The following is a 16,623-nucleotide window of genomic DNA, read 5'->3' as shown; positions in this document are numbered from 1 at the left end:
ATACCAGTCTCGTTGTACTAGAGTTCCATCTGCTAAATGATACATCCTACCAGATAATTTCTTCTTTATGTAATCATCTGCTGTATGGTCATATTGTGATGCTCTATAATCATTAGGCACTTCTATATATGTACCACCTGTGGTCTTGAATTTTTCTTCTACAGCAGCCTGAAACCCAGAAGGGCATCTATTCTTTATAGACCTGCCAAAATGTTTTTTCTTATTAAACTTACCCTTATGCTTAACTCAAGTAAAAATTATGTGGCTTTCATCCCATAGTCAAGCCTATGGTTTTTTCGCCACTAATTTATAACCATCTACTAATCCGAAGTAACTGATGTTTTTTAGGGATGTTATTGCAAAATTAGTATTTGTAACTATTAAATGTTTTTCGCTTGTTAATTTTTCGACTTATGCTGTATAGGTAATAAAGGGTTTATTCATATGCACCTCGCAAAAATATGTATTATGAGAGCTACTCTAATTCAAAGCTAGAGTCAAAGCATCTAAGATGACGCCTCTATATTAAATATACCTTTAGAATTGGGAAATTACTCTTGTTAAGAATATTTTTTTGGACATAAAAAAGAGAGGGGCCTCGGCACCCTCCCCCGATCGCAGGCTTCACAAGTATCTGCAATCTGATTGCAAATACAATATAACCCATATGTCAGAGAAAGTCAATTGTGGATGAAAAAATGAAATTGTGAATAAGAAAAAAGTTCAAAAATTTAGATGAAGACAAGAATAATTTTACATTTTACGTTTCTCATGGAGGTATACGTAAAAACTTTATATAATTAAGGTATATGATTACAATGAATAAATAATTACTATTACATGAATTACTTGATATGGTAAATAAGGACAAGTGGGCTGAAATATATAATCCAGACAATTACTTCAATATAAACCCACATTATCATGATTCTTTAGAGAATTATCAAGAATCAATAGAAGATTAAGGTGATACTATGGGAAGAATATCAACACTATTTCAAACACTTAAAGATTTAAACAAAGATAGATGGGTGAGAAAATATAATCCTCATCAACGATTTTTTGTCGATGTAGATTGGTATGATACTGAAGAAGACTATTTAAATGCACTACGTGATGATTGGAAATCTGAAGCAGATCCATTTGATGAATGTGATCATTATGTTGATGTAACTAAATATGATAATTTTGAAGACTATGAAAAAGCAGTTAATATATGTTTAGAACACCTTGAATGGATTGAAGAAGTATCTAGATATGGTGATTTTGATATTGATCCTCAAAACTATAAGAATGAAGATACTTATCTAGATGCTCTAACAAAGAGAATAAAAGAAAAGTATGATCCTGAAAATGAATTTTATTGTATTGATCCTCTGGATTATGATTCACCTGATGAATATTTTTATGAAATAAGTGAAAGAATACATTGGCTGGAATTATATGATCCAAATCATCAATACCCTGTTGATCCAAGTGAGTTTAGTGATGAAGAAGATTATGTAGAAGCTGTCAATGAGTGGAAAGACTATGTTGCAAGTCTTGATGCAGAATTAGATGAAGAAGAAACTTTAGAGTCTGATGATATGGATGATTATCGTAATAAAGCACTAAAACAAATGTCTAGAAAACGTCCAAACTCTGTTGAGTATCATTTGGATAATATAGTAGAAGTTTCTCAAAAGGAAAATATATCTGAAGATGATAAAAAATCTTGGGAAGATAAACATAATTTCTATAATTCATTTAGTTCAGTTGATCCTACACAGTATGATCGTGAATTAGATTATCTTGATGATTTACGTAAACAATGGAAAGAATACTATGATCCTTCTGATATGTATGATGTAGATCCAAAGGATTATGATAATGAAGAGGAGTATATGGAAGCCATTAAACAATACATTAAATCCAAGTATAGGTAATATTTCTCTATGTATATTTGTTATAGTCCGATATGTAACATACGCTTACATTTATGAAAAACATATAAACAAATTTTCTTTTTTCACAATAAACTGTTGACAAATGAAAATATCAGACTATTATATAAGCATACATACGAAACAGAGCGATGAACAAGATACGATTTCTAATCCGCTTCCTATAGAGAGCATCCAGTTGGTGGAAAGGATGCAGGTAATGATTATGGGACCATCCCTTGTGAGCTGTTTTCTTGAAAATAATAGTAAAGAAATCCGTAATTTCTGCGTTAAAGAAATAGCATTCATGGGATGTGAAGTGGTGATGTAAATCACAATCTAAGTGGTACCGCGGAAACGAAGGTTTTCGTCTTAGTCAGGTCATTCTAAGACGAAAACCTTTTTTATAATCTGTTTTATATGTATAAAGTAATTCTGGGGGGAATTTATTTATGAATGGTTTACTTTTGCTTGGATTAGCAGCCCTTATCCTAGTAGTAGCCTATCTATGTTATGGTCGCTATTTAGTAAAAACTTGGGGTATTGATCCTAATGCAACAACACCTGCTGTTGCAAAAGAAGATGGCGTAGACTATGTACCAACTAATAAATGGACAGTCTTTGCTCATCAGTTCTCATCTATCGCTGGTGCTGGACCAGTTACTGGACCAGTTATGGCTATGATGTTTGGTTGGTTACCAGCATTCTTATGGGTAGTCATCGGTGGTGTATTCTTCGGTGCTGTACAGGACTTCGGTGCACTTTATGCTTCAGTTAAATCTGAAGGTAAGTCAATGGGTCAGATTATCGAAAAATACATTGGTAGAACTGGTAAGAAATTATTCTTCTTATTCTGCTGGGTCTTTACATTAATCGTTATTGCTGCTTTTGCAGATATGGTTGCTGGAACATTTAATGGTTTCAGTGCTGAAGGAGCTAAGCTTGCACCTAATGCCAGTGCTGCTTCTATCTCTATTCTTTATGTATTTGTTGCTATGGCATTTGGTTTATTATTACGTAAAGTTAACCTTGAAGGTTGGCCAAAAGTAGTACTTGGAATTGTATTAATCGTTGCAATGCTTGCAGTTGGTATCAAATTCCCAGTATATGCAACTAAACAAACTTGGATCTATTTAGTATTCGTTTATATTTTCTTTGCATCTGTTACACCAATGTGGTTATTAAAAAGTCCACGTGACTACTTAACTACATTCCTATTCATCGGTATGATTGCAGCAGCAGTTGTAGGTGTATTTATGAGTAACCCAACTGTTACTGTACCAGCATTCACTGGATTCAAATCAGCTACAGGAAGTTACTTATTCCCAACATTATTCGTAACTATCGCTTGTGGTGCCGTATCTGGTTTCCATTCACTTGTATCTTCAGAAACATCTTCTAAGATGGTCAAGAATGAAAAAGATATGCTTCAGGTTGGTTATGGTTCAATGTTGTTAGAATCATTACTTGCAGTATTAGTTATCGTTATCGTTGGTTCATTACCAAACTTAAAACAGACTGGTGTCTTAGATACATCTCTTGCTAATATGGCTTTAGCTGATACAGCTACACCTTTCACTAAGTTCTCTGCTGGTGTTACTGGCTTAGTAGCACAGCTTGGTTTACCACAGTCTTGGGGACTTTGTATCATGACTATGTTTGTTTCAGCTCTTGCACTAACTTCTCTTGATGCAGTAGCTAGAATCTCACGTATGTCTTTTCAGGAATTCTTCGAAGTAGAAGAAGGAGAAACTCCATCACAGTTAGTATCTGTCTTAACTAATAAATACGTTTCAACACTTATTTCACTCTTCTTTGGTTATTTATTAAGCTTAGGCGGATATGTTAACATCTGGCCATTATTCGGTTCAGCAAACCAGTTACTTGCTGCAATGGTATTAGTATCTCTTGCTGTATTCTTAAAGGTTACTGGAAGAAAAGGTTTCATGCTATATGTACCAATGGTATTAATGTTCATCGTTACTATGACAGCTTTAGTACAGGCTATCTATGCAATTGTAATGAAGCTATTTGTCACTGGTGGATTCATGATCATGACAGATGGTTTACAGTTAGTCGTTGCCGTATTATTGGTTGCTCTTGGACTTATGATTACTTTCCATTCAACTGGTAAGTTAGTTAACTCAAAAGCTGAATAATTTATACTAAAGTCCCTACATCTAGGGGCTTTTTTTCATGTTTTGAAAAGTGAAAATTTAATCACGGAATAACTTTACACATACTCATATATTTATAAAAAAGGATTATATCGATATAATCATTACACTTAGGATAAATACAAATATTATGATTATTCAATCATAAAAATGAGAAATAATGCCAGTTTTGTAATTGTTAAAATCATAAATAACTATAATACTGTTACATATTAAAAGAAATTTACAAAAGGGTATTGACGAGTAAAAAAATGTTTCTTAAAATAGACTTGTGTCTAGAGAGCGGACACAGCAAACTGCCCTGAAGCATATTCTATAACTAGTCATGTAGAGCATGCTGGTTCCTAGAACCGGGGCACTTTGTTTAATATATTCAGACATGATTCTTAGGAGTCGTGTCTTTTTTTTCTTATTAAGAAAATAGTTATACCCCTTTTGATAAATACTATATAATACCTAAGGTTAACGAGGGAGGAACTTATGAAACGCTTACAGATGAAATACAATTGTGCCCAGTTTTTATATTGGATTACTAACTGTACGATTTTTGGTTATATAGCCATTTTCTTACAATATAAAGGTTTATCAAATACAGAGATAGGGATCGTTACTGCGATGGGAAGTATTATGATGCTTATACTTTCAGCCAATATCTCTAACTTACCAAATAAGTATGAAGCACTCACACCGCACAATGTTATCTTAGGAATCTATGCTATACTATTCGCATCATTTAGTGCTCTTTACTTTATGACACTACCTAAAGTAGTCGTCATGGTACTATATATCGCATTATTATTCTTGAGTACTTGTGTTGTTCCATTCTTATCACAATTTGCGATGGATTATGTAAAAATGGGTAAAGATATCAACTTCGGGCTTGCTAGAGGACTTGGGTCATTCTCTTATGCATCAAGTGCCTTTTTAATGGGATACTTAGTAGAATGGCTAGAACCATCTGTTATCTATATTGTCTTTATCATTTCAAGTATTCTATTTATCATTAATCTGTTGGTCTTGCCACATTCTACTATTAAGAACGAATCAACAGAAAAGCCAGCCAATCCATTTAGTCTCATTACTAAATATAAGAAGTTCTTCTTATTCTTACTTGGATTTGGTTTTGCGATTGCGGGTGCGACATCTTTATCTACTTACTTAATTAATATTGTTAAGAAGCTTGGTGGAGATTCATCGTTCTATGGTATCGCCATCTTCTTTATGGCAGCCAGTGAAACACCATTTATGACAATGACATATCGCTTAAAGAAAAAATTTGGACCTGAAAAGCTTATTGTCTTTGGCTTAGTCATGTATATCTTTAGAAACTTCTTAATTGCCTTAGCACCTAACCTTATTGTTTTATTAATTGGTATGGTGTTCCAGGGATGTTCATATGGCTTACTATTTGCCACTTATACATATTACTGTAATGATGCCCTAGCTGAATCAGATCAGATGGCAGGTCAGACTCTTATCACAATGATGGCCAATGGGTTTGGTTTCTGTTTAGGTAATTACTTAGGTGGTGTATTACAGGATACATTAGGACTACAAAGTATGTTGATTTTTGCGATGGCTGTTACACTTGTAGGTGCTCTTATTGGTGTGTGTACATATAAGTTAATGAAGGAAGATTAGTCTTCCTTTTTTTGTTTAAAAAAATGAGTGTTAGGGGTTACATAATGGTATTAAAATGATATAATTACCACGTTATGAAAATATTACTGTTTTAGGTATTATGTAATTATTTTTAAAACAATTACTATATAATAGTAGTATAAATAAGTACAGAAAAGGGGATCAACATGAGTTTTTTACAGAAATTAGGTAAGTCCCTGATGCTTCCAGTGACTATTATGCCTCTGGCTGCATTATTAAAGGGTATTGGCTATTGGATTGATCCTATTGGGTGGGGTGTCAATAATCCATTTGCGGCATTTCTTATATTATCAGGTGGTGTAGTCATAGATCATCTTCCTATCCTTTTTGCGATTGCTGTCGCAATCGGTATGACGGATAAGAAGAATGCATCGTTGTCTTTGGCAGCAGTCATCAATTATCTCATGATCACTAAAATACTTTCTCCTGAGGGCATTTCATTGATCTCGGGTTTACATATAAGCCAAGTCTCTATTGCCTTTGGTGAGGCTGATAATGCGTTTATCGGGATTATGGTAGGATTGATTGTCGCCTTCTGTTATAAGAAGTTCAATCATATAGAAATACCTGGTCCTTTATCATTCTTTAGTGGTGAAAGATTCATTCCTATTATTTCAGGTATGATTACACTTTTATTTGCTGGTATCTTTATGTATATCTGGCCGATGCTTTATGAAACTTTTATTCATTTTGGAACATGGATGGCAGGTTTAGGACCAATTAGCGCTGGTTTATATGGATTCTTTAATAGACTCCTTATACCAACAGGATTACATCATGCATTAAATTCTGTTTTCTGGTTTAATATTGCGGGTATTAATGATATTGGACGATTCTGGGGTACAGTATCAGGAGGTATTAAAGGTGTGACTGGTATGTATCAGGCAGGATTTTATCCTGTCATGATGTTTGGCTTGCCTAGTGGAGCATTTGCAATCTATCAATGTGCCTCACCTGATAAGAAAAAGAAAGTAGGCGCATTGATGTTCTCAGCTGCTCTTGCATCTTTTCTAACAGGTATTACAGAACCATTAGAATTTTCTTTTATGTTTTTAGCACCTAGTTTATATATCGCTCATGCAGTCATGACAGGAATCATGATGTTTATAGCTGCATCATTTCACTGGCTCGCTGGTTTTAGTTTCTCGGCTGGTCTTATAGACTATATATTGAGTTTTAAGGCACCATTCTCCTATCAGGCAAACTATTTGATCCTTTTAGGAGTTATCTGTGGTGTGCTCTATTATATTGTATTTAGAACCATGATTCTTCATTTTAATCTCATGACACCAGGACGTATGAAAGAAGAAATTAGTACAAAACAATCATTTGATTATGATGATCTGGCTATTTGTTTTGTGGAAGCTCTTGGTGGTAGAAGTAATTGCATATCTGCAGATGCCTGTATTACACGTTTAAGAGTAGAAATAAATGACATACATTCTATTAATAAAGACGAAATATCTCAATTAGGCTATGAACATGTCACAATTGCAGGTAACCATAATGTACAGATATTAGTAGGCACCAATGCCCAGTTCATTGCGGATGCAATGAACGATATATTAATGTAAAGGGGACTATTATGAGAATTATTAAGATCTTCAACAACAATTCCATTGCGGCTATCTCACCAGAACTAGGAGATATTATCCTAACAGGTTCAGGAATAGGATTCCAAAAGAAGGTAGGGGATAGTGTTGATTCCACTAAAATAGAAAAGACATATATGTTTAAAGAAGACCCTCATAAAAGATTAGAAAGAGAAGATGATATCTCTCCTGATTGTTATGAGATGACTGATAAGATTGTCTCTCGTGCAATTAAGAAGCTTAAATCACGCTATTATGGGGAAATATTCCTCACTATGACAGATCATATCTCCTTTGCCTTAAAACGTAAGCAGGAGAATATCAGAATCCCTTATGTCGTACTTGGAGATGTAAGTATTCTTTATAAGAATGAATATGAAATAGGTTTATGGGCATTAAGTTATATTAAGAAGAAAACAGGGATTACATTAGATCTAGAAGAAGCCAATTATATAGCCTTGCATTTAGTGAACTTCTCAATGGACAATAATACCCATAATGCGACTAAGATATTAAGCTTTGTGACTGATATTATCGGTATTATTGAAAATAGTATGAAGGTGACTATTTCTCCTCAGTCACTCAGTTATGCAAGACTCTCTACTCATTTAAAATACCTAGCTGAGCGTATCTTTACAGGACAGGAAATAAACCTTAAAGATACAACAGAAGACATTAGACAACTATTAAAAGAGAACTTAAGACTTTCAATGTGTATCAACCGTATTGTGAAACATATTAAAGAGAAATATAAATATGATTTATCACCGGATGAACAGACATTCTTATGTATACATATTAAACGTGTTATGCAGTAAAACTATAAAAAGATGCATATTTAATTATTATCCGATCTAGTATTGACAATTTAATGATTTGTGATAGTCTAAGCATAGGGACTGAGCAATATGACAATAGTTATTTGTTCTTAAAAAACTATAAAAAAGAGTGGTAACATTCTCGGTGAGCAGGCACCGTAAAAAGTCGAATTCAAAAGGTAGAATTAAAAATAACCTTGTCCGAGTATATATCGAATAGATATATGAGCCTTGCAGTTAGGAGACAAACTGTAGACAAGAGGTAGTCTTAAAAATAATCTCGTCCGAGTATATATCAAATAGATATATGAGCCTGGCGACCAGGATAAAACCTGTTATTTTTTTATGATACTAAGCGGGTAATTTCCTGCTTTTTTTGTCTAAAGGAGAACTATATCTATGCACAGTCTCAGCAAATCGAAGAAAAAAAGAATTATTAGAGATATAATCATAGGTGCAAGACTTTATGGAAAGTTTCTAGTGCCTCATGATTTTTTGATTGTAACAAATGATGGTAAATATCATGAAGTGAGATTTCATAAGGAAGATTTTGCTCATTTAGTTGGTGTGCGTTCTTACTTGAACGATTTAGATTTCTACAAAAACTGTATTAAAGGAACTATAGCAGAAAACAATATCAAAGATCAACAACACTATGATTTTGGTACGATTCGCAAGAAAATTATGCGTATAACGAAAATTCAGAAGATTGTTTATGCAGATGCTCAAACTAATTTAGTTCTCGTTCATTTACATACAAAAACACAGGATTTTCCTTTAGCAATAGAGAACACTCATGATAAAATGGTTGTCGCATTTATCGGGAAAGATCTACATGCAAGAAGCTTACGAAATAATAATCAGATAAATGCTGATCAAAAGAAAAGCATTCTAGCAATTTTTTCTAAAGAAAAGAATTCAAAATCTAAATATTCAAACTGTATTTATTTGAAAAACTATGGAATTCTTAAAGATGTTTGTTGTGATTTGAATTCAAAAGTTTCAGTCAAAATTTTGAACGACCTAGACAATAATAATAATATATTGAATCGCTTATCCTGATTATATCTTACATAATCAGGATTTTCTTTTACCGTAATATCTATTTGTCATGAGATGCTCTATATGGTAATTATAGTAATCTTAGTCTTCCTATATGAGTGCTTCTTTTTTTAGGAGGGAGTTAGTCATTTTGCGTTGTTATCAAGAAATCATAATAAACTATTAATTGTTGGTATGATTAAATTATCAGTTTCATGCTCTGCTGACTTCAAATGCCTAAAAATATCATAAAATAAGATATGAAAACGCTTGCGTAATATAAAAGATACTGTTATACTGATTGAGTCAATGTGGATTGTTACTCTAAGCAGGCAAGACCAAATAAAGATTATGACATACATTTTTTTGTCATACTTTATTTTTTGTAAAAATCCATGTTTGAATACTCATTTCATCAACTAGGAGCATGAAATGAGACAAAATATAAAAGAAAGGGGAACATGATGAAAGGAAAGAAAGTCATTACTTATGCAGTAAGTTTTCTTGTTGCATTAGGCTGTGTATCAGCTTTTCCAGTGACTGTAAAAGCTGATACAGGGTATGAAGTCTATCCTAATCCACATTCTATGGATTATAGTGATGGGGATTATGAAATGACAAGTCAGGTCAATGTTGTCTATGAAGATGGTATTGATGAAGACACAAAAGCAAGACTGAATGAAGTTCTTGCATTAAAAGGCATGAATGCAAGTGTTTCTAGTGAAAAGAAAGCTGGAAAGACAAACATTCTTGTTGGTGTGAAGGGTTCTAAACAATATGTAGATTCACAGTTTGGAACAACTTCAGCAGGTTTATTTGATAAACTTGATTCTTATGCTTTAAAGTCTGATAAAGGCACTATTTCTATCTTAGGTAAAGATACAGATGCTGCTTTTTATGGACTTACAAGCTTATATCACATTTTTAAACAGGTAGAGGGGAAAACAATTAGAAACTTCTCTATCGAGGATTATGCGGATGTTGCAAGCCGTGGATTTATTGAAGGTTATTATGGAAATCCATGGTCAACAGAAGATCGTTGTAAATTGATGGAATGGGGAGGCTATTATAAGCTTAACTCTTATTTCTATGCTCCTAAAGATGATCCTAAGCATAACGCTAAGTGGCGTGATCTTTATACAGAAGAAGAAATCAATACAAAGATCAAACCACTTGCAGAGGCTGGAAACAAATCTAAATGCCGTTTCGTATTTGCCTTACATCCTTATATGAATCACCCAATCCGTTATAACTCTGAAGCAAACTATCAGGCTGACCTCAAGGTTATGCAGGCTAAGTTTAAACAGGTTATTGATGCTGGTGTACGTCAGATTGCGATTCTTGCAGATGATGCACCAAATGTTGGCGGGGCAAACTATACAAGAACATTGACAGATATGTCAAACTGGCTTAAAGAATTACAGCCTTCTTACCCTGGCTTAAAGTTGACATTACCATTCTGTACTCAGGAATATATGGGTTATGGTCAGTCTTACTACCGTGACTTCCCTGAAAACGTACAGATTATTATGACTGGTGGACGTGTATGGGGTGAAGTAACTAATAACTTTACTTCTTCATTCACTAATACTGCAGGTCGTGGTCCTTATATGTGGATCAACTGGCCATGTACTGATAACTCTAAGAAGCACTTAATCATGGGTGGTTATACAACATTCCTTCATCCAGGTGTTGATCCTTCTAAGATACAGGGTATTGTATTAAACCCAATGCAGCAGTCAGAACCAAGTAAGGTTGCAATATTTGGTAATGCATGTTATTCATGGAATATCTGGCAGACTGAAGAAGAAGCAAATAAGTGCTATAATGCATCATTCAAATATGTAGATCATAATGGTTATGAAGAAACTGAAGCATCAACTGCTTTAAGAGAATTATCTAAACATATGATTAACCAGAACATGGATAGCAGAGTAACTCGTTTAGAGGAATCTGTTGAATTAAAAGAAAAACTCAATGCATTCAAGACTAAATTAACTAAAGGTGAAAAGATCACTGATGAAGAATTTGATGACATCATCAACGAATTCACAGTATTACAGAATGCATCTCAAACTTATCGTGCAAGCGGTAATGAAAGAATCAAGTCTCAGATTGTTTACTGGTTAAACTGCTGGGATGATACAACAAATGCTGCTTTAAACTATATTAAAGGTATTAAAGCTGCACAGAATGAAGAAGATAATGCAACTATCTGGGACTATTATGCCAATGCACAGGCTGCTTTTGAAAAGAGCAAGTCTTATGGTTTCCACTATGTAGATCATTTAGAATATGCTGAAGTAGGTGTACAGCATATCGTTCCATTTATTAAATCATTAGATTCTTATTTATCTGAAGTCGTATCTACAATCGTTAATCCAGATAAACAGATTGCGAAATATATCACTAACCGTGAAGATACACCAGCAGGTAAAGAAGATAACATCTTTGATGGTAATGCTTCTACAGAATTAGTTTATAAGAGCCCTAATACTATTTCTGCAGGTACTTATGTAGGTATCAAGTATTCTAAGGCAATTGATGTAAACCATGTCATCTTTAGAATGGGTGCGAACTCTAACCCTAGAGATACATTCTTAAAAGCGAAAGTACAGTATACAACTGATGGTAAGAACTGGACTGATGTCAATGATACAGAATATGACTTACCAAACAATGTAGAATTAACAGACCTTAACCTTAAGGGTGTTAAGGGTATCCGTATGATTGCAACTGAAGATAAGAGTAACACTTGGTTAGGTGTAAGAGATATCTTAGTTAACCCAACGACTACTCCTTCTACAAGCACTGATAAGGGTACATTATCTATGACTAAGATTGGTGTAAAGGGTGGTTCATTAGATAACTTATTAGATGATAATGAATCTACATATGCGCATTTTGCTGAATCTCCATATAAAGCAGGAGAAATCAAGGACTATATTCCAGTAGATGCTGCAGTGACTCTTACATTCAATAACCCTAAGAAACTAGGTACTATCAATTTCGTACAGGATAGTGGTACTGATAAGATCACTAAATATGCATTAGAATATACAGAAGATGGTACAACTTGGAAGACATTAAAAGAATATGCTGGTGATGCCACTGTTCATTTAAATGTAGAAGATCAGGATATCACAGCGAAGGCAATTCGTGTGAGAAACCTTGAATTACATCTTCAGAGTGATACAGCAGGTTATTGGTGGAAGGTAAAGACATTCAACCATACTGATGTAGTGAATGAATATGATGACAAGGCTGTTTATACAAATACAGACTATAAGTTACGTTCTAAGAGTACACTAGATCAGACTGCTTTAGTGTATACAAAAGAAATGACTTTATCACCTAAACAATATGTAGGTGTGAAGTTATCAAGAGTTAAAGATTTAAAACAGTTAGAACTTGATTATAGTGGTGAAGTTGTATTAGAAGCTTCAGTGAATGCACATGACTGGGTAGAAGTGAAAGACTTAAACAAGAACCTTCCAGATGCACGTTATGTACGTTTAATCAATAAGAAGAGTTCTGATGTAAAGTTAACTATGAATAAGTTTGTAGTACATTCTACAGAAATCACAGCACCATACTTATATAAGACAACTATGACTGTTGAACCTTCTTGGGGTGTTGCAGAAGATTCTAGAAACAATGGGGCTGCATTTGATGGCAACATTGATTCTACAACTGAATTTGGTGATTTCCCATTAAAAGGACAGTATATTATCTATGACTTAGGTCAGATGAGAAATATCGATAAGATTGCAATGTATTGTCAGGATAGTGCCTATAACTATATTAGAGATGGTATTATCAGTGTTTCTAGTGATTTAGAAAACTGGACAGATGTTGTGACAATTGGTGATGGTGTTGAAAACACTGGTGATTCAATGGTTAAATGTATCGATTCTGATGCAGGATATAAAGCATCTAGTACATATCCTAATAAGGTATATGTATCAGGTACTGCAGAACATGTACCAGCTCGTTACTTAAGAATCCTATTTACAGCTTCTAACCATTCTAGAGCTGTTGTATTCAACGAAATCATGATCAATGATGGTGAATATGCGCCTGAAGATAATGACCCTACATTTGATTCTAATGTAACAGAAGCAAAAGGTTATAAACCTCAGTATATGATTGATGGTGACCTTTTAACAGCTTATAAACCAGGATCAAATAAAGCTGGTTATATCACTTATACTCTTTCTGATAAGCTTGATGTAAAGAAATTCAATATTATCCAGAAGGGTGAAATCAGCAATGCTAAGGTATATGCATTAATTGATAAAGAAGTAACAGCTAGAAATGTACCTGAAGAAGATAAAGAATGGGTACAGTTAGGTACTTTAAGAAAATCTTTAAATGAATTCTATGTCCCTCATGGTAATGTATATAAGTTAAAGTTTGAATGGGAAGAAAACCATATTCCTACTATTTCTGAAATTATTACATTAACTGATGAAGAATATAAGAGTGAGTGTGCTAAGGACTTAAAGAACTACATTGACTCTTTACATGTAGGTGAAGACAAGTACACTACAACAAGTTATAAAGCATATAGTACAGCAAGAACGAAAGCATTAGACGTATATAACACTCAGATGGGTGAAAAGGATGCCTTAGAAGCAGCAAAAGCTGAACTTAAAGCCTCTTATGATGCATTAGTAGTACGTGGTGATTTAAAAGCTCTCGATCAAGAAATTAAAGATATTGAAAAACTTTCTAAAGATGACTATACAGAAGAAAGCTATAATGCATTAGAAAAAGTATTAGTAGAAGCAAAGAAACTAGTGACTAATAAAGATGCCACTGAAGATGCAGTCAATACAATGATTGAATCATTACGTCAGGCTAAAGCAGGACTTGTCACTAAAGCATCTATGAGTAAACAGGAACTTAGAAACTACATCGATTCTAATAACTTAAATAATTTAGATACTTCTATTTACTTAACTTCTACAGTAACACCATTTAATAAAGCATTAAATAATGCGGAAGACATCTTAAATAAAGAAGATGCAACTGTTACTGAAGTAGAAGATGCTTATAAGGCATTACAGGATGCAAGAAAGAACTTAGTTCTTAAAGCAACTGGTACAGAAATAAAAGCATTAGAAAATAGAATGGCTTCTTATAAAGAAGAAGACTATACAGCATCTAGCTGGAAAGACTTTGAACTTGTATTAAATGAAATCAAAGAAGAATTAAAAGCTGAACATACAAGTGCTGAAATTGAAGCTTTAACTCATAAGTTAGAAGAAGCTTCTAAGAAGCTTGTTACTCGTGGCAATACTGCTGAACTTGATCTATTACTTGATCAGGCTAAAAAGACTGATAGTAAGTTATATACAGAAAAGAGCTATAAGAACTTATTAGACGTCATTGAAGCAACTGAAAAAGCATTAGAAAATAGGAATGAATTAACTCAGGAAGAAGTAGATGCATTAACTGAAGACTTAAGAAAAGCGATGGAAGCATTAGAAAAGTTACCAGTTATTACACCAAGTATTCCTGAAGAAAAACCTACTACTCCTTCTAAACCAGAAGAAACAACTAAACCAGAAGTAAAACCAAGTACTAAACCAGCAACTGGTGATACTACTATGGTAGGAGTATTCGCATTCTTCTCAATGATCTCATTATTAGGTTATGTATTATTAAAGAAGAAAGAAGCTTAATTTTTAGGAAGAACCTCATTGAAGGTTCTTCTTTTTTTAGTTTTAGTAATAAATACAACATATATCTATGTTACAAGAAATTTAAATTTGTTACAAATAACAAATTTACTTGGTGAAATTGTTACATATAATAAGGTGATGTGCTATACTAGGTTTTGTCAACCACGTTTTTATACATTTTTTGTGAAAAATGTATACTTTCGTGCTGTTTTGGGAATGGGAGATATAAAAGACGAAGAAAAAGTTGGGTTTCATGACTGATCATCGTTTTATTATCGGTGTTCAGATAGTATTAAGCATCATACTTATGATTAGTATCATATTTGTAAAAGTTTTACCTATGCGTTATTTGATTGTGATAGGGTCTTTCTTGGCAGTACTTGCATTACTTGTCTATTTAGTCGCAAAACCAGGACCTATTGTATCTAGAAAGGTACAGAAAAGACCTCTTGCAGGTAAGATTATTTCCGTTATTATTAGTATATTCTTAATTATAGGATGTGTTTTTATCCAGTCTGGTAAAGCAGCCTACAATAAAGTGACTAGCGAATATGATTATGTAACATATTCACTCGTAGTTAGAAAGAATAGTAAATATAAAAAGATGGATGATCTCTTAAAGAAGACAGTAGGGTATAATCCTAATGGAACTAAAATAAATGAAGCATTGAACCGTTTAAGTAAGAAAGTATCTAACTATGGTGTGAGTGAGTTGTATGGTGTAGAAGCGATTGTAGATGCATTATATGATAAAAAAGTAGATGCTATACTTATTAATGAAGGTTCTAGAGATCTAGTTACAGACTATAAAAAGAACTTTGATAAAGATACAAGAGTGATCTGGACAACAAAGTTTAAATCATACAATAAGATTAAAGAAGAAAAGACATTGGATGTATTAAAGGATCCTTTCTGTGTATATATTTCTGGTATTGATTCTCGTGGAAGTGTACAGGAAGTATCACGTAGTGATGTAAATATTTTAATGACTATTAACGTTCCTGAACATAAAGTATTATTGACTAGTATTCCTAGAGATGCTTATGTAACTTTGGCAGATGCCAAACAGAAAGATAAACTCACACATTCTGGCTTAACAGGTACACAAAATACAGTTAAAACAGTAGAAAACTTCTTAGATGTAGATATTAGCTATTATGCAAGAGTTAATTTTGAATCATTAGTAGAAGTAGTAGATGCCCTAGGTGGTGTTGATGTTTATTCAGATAAAGACTTATCTGTATGGAATGGACAGCCTATTAAAGAAGGATGGAACCATATGAACGGTCAGATGGCTTTAGCCTTCTCTAGAGAAAGACATGCCTATACTACTGGTGATCGTCATAGAGCACAGAACCAGCAGGCAGTATTACAGGCTATTATTAGAAAGATGGCTTCTCCAGCAATCATTACTCATTATACTGATATCTTAAAATCTATTGAAGGTACATTTGTGACTGATATGCCGATGAATGAAATGGCTAGAATTGCGAATGATCAGTTAAATACTAATGCTTCATGGTCATTCCAGTCTTCTATGGTAGCAGGCAATGGTTTGATGATGAAGGGTGGATATTATATGCCTGATACAAGACTTTATTACCTTATTCCTGATGAAAATAGTGTAGAACAGAATAAGCAGTATATTAAGAAAATGTTGAAGGGTGAAGAATTCACTGTAGAGTAAGAGGCTGTGACGAAATGATTTAATATCATTTCCA

General features: G+C 33.5%; 8 protein-coding genes and 1 other annotated feature. All 8 genes read left to right on the top strand.

Annotated elements, in window-relative coordinates; genetic code table 11:
• Positions 1–974 precede the first annotated feature (974 nt).
• The 8 genes from QVO42_RS07875 (at position 975) to QVO42_RS07840 (ending at position 16,589) form a co-directional block, all read left to right on the top strand.
• Positions 975–1,925 carry a hypothetical protein gene (locus QVO42_RS07875; RefSeq protein WP_022425578.1) on the top strand — a complete coding sequence of 317 codons (951 nt, stop codon included), beginning with the start codon at positions 975–977 and terminating at the stop codon, positions 1,923–1,925.
• A 140-nt stretch (positions 1,926–2,065) separates the two neighbouring features.
• Positions 2,066–2,300: a binding site (T-box leader), on the top strand.
• A 74-nt stretch (positions 2,301–2,374) separates the two neighbouring features.
• Positions 2,375–4,081 carry a carbon starvation CstA family protein gene (locus QVO42_RS07870; protein WP_022425577.1) on the top strand — a complete coding sequence of 569 codons (1,707 nt, stop codon included), beginning with the start codon at positions 2,375–2,377 and terminating at the stop codon, positions 4,079–4,081.
• Between the two features lie 498 nt (positions 4,082–4,579).
• Entirely contained in the window at positions 4,580–5,740 is a 1,161-nt protein-coding gene (locus QVO42_RS07865) for an MFS transporter (protein ID WP_022425576.1), read from the top strand.
• Positions 5,741–5,907: 167 nt separating this feature from the next.
• Positions 5,908–7,335 carry a PTS transporter subunit EIIC gene (locus QVO42_RS07860; RefSeq protein WP_022425575.1) on the top strand — a complete coding sequence of 476 codons (1,428 nt, stop codon included), beginning with the start codon at positions 5,908–5,910 and terminating at the stop codon, positions 7,333–7,335.
• A gap of 11 nt (positions 7,336–7,346) precedes the next feature.
• A complete protein-coding gene (locus QVO42_RS07855; RefSeq protein ID WP_022425574.1) occupies positions 7,347–8,171 on the top strand; it encodes a PRD domain-containing protein in 825 nt (274 codons plus the stop codon).
• 399 nt (positions 8,172–8,570) lie between these two features.
• Positions 8,571–9,233 (top strand): PBECR4 domain-containing protein, encoded by a 663-nt coding sequence (locus QVO42_RS07850; RefSeq protein ID WP_022425573.1) that lies wholly within the window; start codon positions 8,571–8,573, stop codon positions 9,231–9,233.
• A gap of 443 nt (positions 9,234–9,676) precedes the next feature.
• Positions 9,677–14,902 (top strand): beta-N-acetylglucosaminidase domain-containing protein, encoded by a 5,226-nt coding sequence (locus QVO42_RS07845; protein ID WP_022425572.1) that lies wholly within the window; start codon positions 9,677–9,679, stop codon positions 14,900–14,902.
• Between the two features lie 253 nt (positions 14,903–15,155).
• Positions 15,156–16,589, top strand: coding sequence for an LCP family protein (locus QVO42_RS07840; protein WP_022425571.1), 1,434 nt, complete (start codon positions 15,156–15,158; stop codon positions 16,587–16,589).
• Positions 16,590–16,623: the final 34 nt, after the last annotated feature.

Source organism: Catenibacterium sp. CAG:290 (assembly GCF_000437715.1).
Taxonomy (GTDB): Bacteria; Bacillota_I; Bacilli_A; order Erysipelotrichales; family Coprobacillaceae; genus Catenibacterium; species Catenibacterium mitsuoka_A.
Note: the sequence above shows the minus strand (reverse complement) of the source record. Positions and strands in the feature narration are given on the sequence as shown.

Bases quoted from the DNA above. Each gene is read 5' to 3' on its own strand.
- QVO42_RS07860 (WP_022425575.1), top strand. From the start codon at position 5,908: ATGAGTTTTTTACAGAAATTAGGTAAGTCCCTGATGCTTCCAGTGACT.
- QVO42_RS07855 (WP_022425574.1), top strand. From the start codon at position 7,347: ATGAGAATTATTAAGATCTTCAACAACAATTCCATTGCGGCTATCTCA.
- QVO42_RS07875 (WP_022425578.1), top strand. From the start codon at position 975: ATGGGAAGAATATCAACACTATTTCAAACACTTAAAGATTTAAACAAA.
- QVO42_RS07845 (WP_022425572.1), top strand. From the start codon at position 9,677: ATGAAAGGAAAGAAAGTCATTACTTATGCAGTAAGTTTTCTTGTTGCA.
- QVO42_RS07850 (WP_022425573.1), top strand. From the start codon at position 8,571: ATGCACAGTCTCAGCAAATCGAAGAAAAAAAGAATTATTAGAGATATA.
- QVO42_RS07870 (WP_022425577.1), top strand. From the start codon at position 2,375: ATGAATGGTTTACTTTTGCTTGGATTAGCAGCCCTTATCCTAGTAGTA.
- QVO42_RS07865 (WP_022425576.1), top strand. From the start codon at position 4,580: ATGAAACGCTTACAGATGAAATACAATTGTGCCCAGTTTTTATATTGG.
- QVO42_RS07840 (WP_022425571.1), top strand. From the start codon at position 15,156: ATGACTGATCATCGTTTTATTATCGGTGTTCAGATAGTATTAAGCATC.